This window comes from Streptomyces sp. TM32 (assembly GCF_004122755.1).
GTDB classification, from domain to species: Bacteria; Actinomycetota; Actinomycetes; order Streptomycetales; family Streptomycetaceae; genus Streptomyces; species Streptomyces sioyaensis.
In genome coordinates, this window is the sequence record NZ_SDIG01000277.1 from 1 (window position 1) to 5,024 (window position 5,024).

The following is a 5,024-nucleotide window of genomic DNA, read 5'->3' on the forward strand; positions in this document are numbered from 1 at the left end:
CGACAGCAGGAGTTCACCATGCGTAACGCGAATCCGTGGCAGGCCACGGCCAGCAGCAGTACCCCGGCCGCCACGGCGGCCTGCCACGGATTCGCGTTACGCATGGTGAACTCCTGCTGTCGCACACGACTGTCGAGCACCGCCAGTATCCGGAAGATGACGGTCTGCCACCAGTGCGCCTCGTCGGCGTGCCCATCGGTGCGGTGCCCCCGACGGCGATTCAGCCGGGCACCGCGGAGACGTCGTCGACGCGCCACAGCAGGTGCACGGCGGCGCCCGGACGGACGGCCGGCGGCAGCGGCCCGGAGTTCAGCCGCAGTGCGGTGAGCCGGTCGTCGCCACCGTCGAGGCGGACCACGCAGCGGAGGTGGGCGCCGGCGTGCACGATCTCGGCGATCCGGCCGGGCACGCTCCGCTCCCCCGGCCCCGGTGTGCCGTCCGGGCCGTCGGGAGCGGCGATCCGGATCCGCTCGGGGCGGATGCTGTAGGTGCCGGGGGCGCCGACGACGCGGACCGCGGCCGGGCCGCTCAGCAGGTTGGTGGTGCCGACGAATCCCGCGACGAACGCGGTGGCCGGACGCTCGTAGATCTCCAGCGGCGGGCCGATCTGCGCGATCCGGCCGCGATCGAGGACGGCGAGGCGGTCGCTGAGGGTCAGTGCCTCCTCCTGGTCATGGGTGACGAGAAGGAAGGTGACGCCGGTGGCGCGCTGGATGCGCGCCAGTTCACGCTGCATCTCTTGGCGCAGCTGGAGATCGAGCGCACCGAGGGGCTCGTCGAGCAGCAGCAGCCCCGGGCCGTCGATCAGCGCGCGGGCCAGGGCGACGCGCTGACGCTGGCCGCCGGAGAGCTCGGCCGGGCGACGCGGGCCGTGGTCGTCGAGCCGTACGGTGCGCAGGGCCTCGCGGGCGCGGGCGAGGCGTTCGGACTTGCGCACCCCGGCCACGGTCAGCGCATAGGCGACGTTCTGTTCGACGGTCATGTGCGGGAAGAGCGCATAGTCCTGGAAGACGGTGTGCACGTCGCGCCGGGCGGCCGGGAGTGCGGTGACCTCGCGGCCGGCGAGTTCGATACGGCCCGAGGTGGGCCGCTCGAAGCCGGCGATCAGCCGCAGCAGGGTGGTCTTGCCGGAGCCGGAGGGGCCGAGGAGGGAGAAGAACTCCCCCTGGTGGATGGTGAGTTCGGCGTGGTCGACGGCGCGCACCGAGCCGAACTCCTTGCGGACGGCGGTGAGCCGTACGGCGGGGGCAGCGGCCGGGCGGACGGGCCGGGGGGCGATGCGGGCGTCGGTGCGGGCGTCAGGGCGGGCGGCTTCAGCCACGGGCACTCCCCCTCGTGAACGACGTGATCGCCCGGACTGTACCGGGGTTCCGGACCGGGCGGCACCGTGCCACACTCCTGACGTCCCGTCAGTTATGGGTTTCCGGGAGGGCCGCGAGGGCCGCGCCGCCGGTCCGCGGCCGGCCGGCTCGCCGTTGCCGGCCCGCCGTTCCCGGTCCGCACTTGGGGAGGGTCCGTGACACGTACGCGGAAGCCGGCGGTGCCGGGGTGGTTCGATCAGGACGCGGCGGACTTCCGGCTGCTGGGTACGCGGTGCCGGGACTGCGGCGCGGTGTTCTTCCCCCGCGAGGACACCTTCTGCCGCAATCCCGCGTGCGGCGGCGACGAGCTGGTGGAGGTGCCGCTGTCCCGGCACGGCACCGTCTGGTCGTACACCGATGCCCGCTATCGACCGCCCGCCCCTTATGTTTCCGACCCGGGGGCCGAGTGGCAGCCGTACGCCCTGGTCGCCGTGGAGCTGGCGGCGGAGCGGATGGTGGTGCTCGGGCAGGCCGCGCCGGGCGTCACGGCCGCGGACCTGGCCGTGGGCACCCGGGTCGAGCTGGTGCCCGGGGTGCTCGACGAGGATGACGCGCACAGCTGGACGACGTGGCAGTGGCGGCCGGGGTACTGCTGCTGGCCGTGGCCTGCGGCTCCGGCGGCGGGGGGACGGGCGGCGGGGGAGCCGCCGAGCGGAAGAGCGTCGGCAAGGGCGAGGGCCGGGTCGACCTCATCGCCTGGGCCGGATACGCCGAGGACGGCTCCAACGACCCCCGGGCCGACTGGGTGCACCCGTTCGAGAAGCAGACCGGCTGCAAGGTCAACACGAAGATCGCCGGAACCTCCGACGAGATGGTCTCGCTGATGAAGACGGGGCAGTACGACACCGTGTCCGCGTCCGGCGACGCCACCCTGCGGCTGATCGCCGCGGGGGACGTGGCGCCGGTCAACACCCGTCTGGTCCCGAACTACCGCGACATCTTCAGCGGCCTCAAGATGCGCCCGTTCAACTCCAAGAACGGGAAGATGTACGGCATTCCGCACGGCCGCGGCGCCAATCTGCTGATGTACCGCACCGACAAGGTCTCCCCGGCCCCCGACTCCTGGAAGGCCGTCTTCGACGGCGCCCCGAAGTACTCGGGCAAGGTCACCGCCTACGACTCCCCGATCTACATCGCCGACGCCGCCCTCTACCTGATGAAGACCCGCCCGGCACTCGGCATCAAGGACCCCTACGCCCTGGACCGCACCCAACTCGACGCCGCTGTGGCCCTGCTGAAGAAACAGCGGCAGTACGTCGGCGAATACTGGAGCGATTACCAGAAGGAGGTCACGGCCTTCAAGGGCGGCGACAGCGTCATCGGCACCACCTGGCAGGTCATCGCCAACACCGCCACTGCGCAGAAGGCCCCCGTCAAGGCCGTTCTCCCCAAGGAGGGGGCCACCGGCTGGTCCGACACCTGGATGGTCTCCGCCAAGGCCGCCCACCCCAACTGCGCCTACAAGTGGCTCAACTGGATCGTCTCACCGAAGGTGAACGCCCAGGTGGCCGAGTTCTTCGGCGAGGCACCCGCCAACGCCAAGGCCTGCCGGGAGACCACCGACCCCCATCACTGCGCCGTCTACCACGCCGACGACGAGGCCTACTACCGCCGTGTCCACTTCTGGACCACCCCCGTCCCGCAGTGCCTCGACGGCCGCAAGAACGTCACGTGCACCGACTACGCGCAATGGACCCGCGCCTGGACGGAGATCAAGGGCTGAGCCGGGCAGCCGGTGTCCGTCACGGAACGCGAGCCGGGCGCCCGGGCCCGGCTCGCCGCACTCCTCGCCCCGCCCCTCCTCTGGCTGATCCTCGCCTACCTCGGTTCCCTCGCCGTCCTCCTCCTCTCGGCCTTCTGGACCACCGACCCCTTCACCTCGGACGTCGTGCACTCCTTCACCGCCGACAACTTCCGGGAGATCCTCACCGACCCCGTGTACCGCACCGTCGCCCTGCGCACGCTCGGCATCGCCGTCGTCGTCACGCTCCTCGACGCCCTGCTCGCGCTGCCGATGGCCTTCTTCATGGCGTGGGTGGCCACCGGCCGGCTGCGCCGTGCCCTGCTGGTGGCCGTGCTCACCCCGCTGTGGGCCGGCTATCTGGTCAAGGCGTACGCCTGGCGGGTGATGCTCGGCGAGCACGGCCTCGTCAACGCGGCACTCGCCCCGCTGGGCCTGCGCGGACCCGGATACGGCACGACCGCCGTGGTGATCGTGCTGGCCTACCTCTGGCTGCCGTACATGATCCTGCCGCTGCACGCCGCCCTGGAGCGGCTGCCCGCCCACCATCTGGAGGCGTCCTCCGACCTCGGTGCCGGCACCCTGCGCACGCTGCGCTCCGTGGTCGCTCCCGCCGTCCGCCCGGCGCTCCTGGCCGGCTCCGTCTTCACCTTCTCGCTCAGCCTCGGTGACTACCTCACCGTGCAGATCGTCGGCGGCCGCACCCAGCTGCTGGGCAATGTCATCGCCTCCCAGGTCACCCTCGATCTGCCGCTCGCCGCGGCGCTGTCCGCGGTCCCCGTCGTCCTCGTCGTCTGCTACCTGGCCGCGGTCCGCCGGGCCGGCGCACTCGACTCGCTCTGACCGTCCCGCAGGAGGCAGCCGGATGCATCTCAGCCGCACCGCCCGCATCGTCCTCGGCTGCGTCACGGCCGCCGGCCTGGCCCTGATCTACCTCCCGCTGCTCCTGGTCCTGCTCAACTCCCTCAACGCCGACCCGTCGTTCGGCTGGCCGCCCGGCGCGCTGACCGGCGAGTGGTGGCGGCGCGCCCTGCACAGCGCGGGCGCCCGCGACGCACTGTGGACCTCGCTGCAGGCGGGCCTGTGGGCCACTGCCCTGGCCCTGGTCCTCGGTTCGCTCGCCGCCTTCGCCGTGCACCGCCACCGCTTCTTCGGCCGGCAGACCGTCTCGTTCCTGATCGTGCTGCCGCTCGCGCTGCCCGGCATCGTCACCGGCATCGCCCTCAACGCCGCGTTCCGCACTGTCCTGACGCCGCTGGGGATCGGCTTCGGCCTGTTCACGGTCGTCGTCGGCCATGCGACCTTCTGCGTCGTGATCGTCTTCAACAACGTCGCCGCGCGGCTCCGCCGGATCGGCCCGTCACTGGCCGAGGCCTCCGCCGACCTGGGCGCCCGCCCCTGGCAGACCCTGCGCCACGTCACCTTCCCGGCGCTGCGGCCCGCGCTGTTCGCCGGGGCCCTGCTGGCCTTCGCGCTCTCCTTCGACGAGGTCATGGTGACCACCTTCACGGCGGGCGCGGGCACCCGGACCCTCCCGATCTGGATCTACGAGAACCTGGCCCGCCCGCACCAGGCCCCGGTCGTCAACGTGGTGGCCGCGCTGCTCATCGCCCTGTCCGTGCTCCCCGTGCGGGCCGCCCAGCGGCTCTCGTCGGACCCGGCCGGCGGCCGCCTCTGAGGGCACCGGCGACGGCAGGTGCCTCAGCCGAATGGACGAGTTCGCCGTACCGCGTCAACCGTCCCCGGCCGGCCCGCGTCCCTCACAGCAGGGTTCGGGGCACGGGATCCACGGGGGTGATTCCGTGTCCCCGGACCCACACCGGGCGCGACGCCCGCGGGCCGTCCGCGCACCACGGTCCGCCCGGCCGGTCCCGCCGATCAGGCCCCCGGTGTAGCCCCTGGTACTGCCCCCGGTACGGCCC

The 5,024-nt window shown here is 72.5% G+C and carries 4 protein-coding genes and 1 pseudogene; 4 read left to right on the forward strand and 1 reads right to left on the reverse strand.

What is annotated here, in order from left to right; translation table 11 throughout:
• Window positions 1-220 precede the first annotated feature (220 nt).
• Window positions 221-1,279: an ABC transporter ATP-binding protein gene (locus EST92_RS31025; RefSeq protein ID WP_174244186.1), complete on the reverse strand. Its 1,059-nt coding sequence runs from the start codon at window positions 1,277-1,279 to the stop codon at window positions 221-223.
• Between the two features lie 237 nt (window positions 1,280-1,516).
• Between EST92_RS31025 and EST92_RS31030 the strand changes: the two are divergent.
• From EST92_RS31030 to EST92_RS31045, 4 genes and pseudogenes are all read left to right on the forward strand, one after another.
• A pseudogene (locus tag EST92_RS31030) lies at window positions 1,517-1,945 on the forward strand (zinc ribbon domain-containing protein); the annotation flags it as partial.
• A gap of 17 nt (window positions 1,946-1,962) precedes the next feature.
• Window positions 1,963-3,084, forward strand: coding sequence for an ABC transporter substrate-binding protein (locus EST92_RS31035; protein WP_343283823.1), 1,122 nt, complete (start codon window positions 1,963-1,965; stop codon window positions 3,082-3,084).
• A gap of 12 nt (window positions 3,085-3,096) precedes the next feature.
• Window positions 3,097-3,945: an ABC transporter permease gene (locus EST92_RS31040; protein WP_129283988.1), complete on the forward strand. Its 849-nt coding sequence runs from the start codon at window positions 3,097-3,099 to the stop codon at window positions 3,943-3,945.
• A gap of 22 nt (window positions 3,946-3,967) precedes the next feature.
• Window positions 3,968-4,780, forward strand: coding sequence for an ABC transporter permease (locus EST92_RS31045; RefSeq protein ID WP_129283989.1), 813 nt, complete (start codon window positions 3,968-3,970; stop codon window positions 4,778-4,780).
• Window positions 4,781-5,024 lie beyond the last annotated feature (244 nt).